Here is a 304-nt window from a genome sequence, read left to right on the forward strand (position 1 = left end):
AGTAGGGTGTACGTAAACACCCCTGTTACACTCGTCGGCACTGAAACCGTCACGGTGTTCCCAGTGGCTGTTTTCACCGTTTGCGGTGCACCATCGTTGAGTTTATACGTAAACGTGTAGGGAGCAGTGACATTTGCCCCCACGAATGTCACGGTTGGAGATGTTCCGTTTTGGCAAACTACCGTTGTGCCCTCAATCGTCGCCGTCGGCTATGAGTTGACTGTAATGAGCACTATTGAAGTAGTCGCTTCAGCACATTCTCCACTTTTCACAATGGCCCTGAAATAAGTATCCGTTGTAAGCG

Annotated in this window: 1 protein-coding gene; it reads right to left on the bottom strand. The window is 49.7% G+C overall.

Annotation, left to right across the window (positions count from 1 at the left end; genetic code table 11):
- Positions 1–209: 209 nt before the first annotated feature.
- Positions 210–304, bottom strand: a 95-nt coding sequence (locus AC23P2_RS31345; protein WP_487776829.1) for a hypothetical protein, incomplete at its 5' end; no start/stop codon positions are given.

It is taken from the genome of Runella sp. R0.1_18 (genome assembly GCF_057652155.1).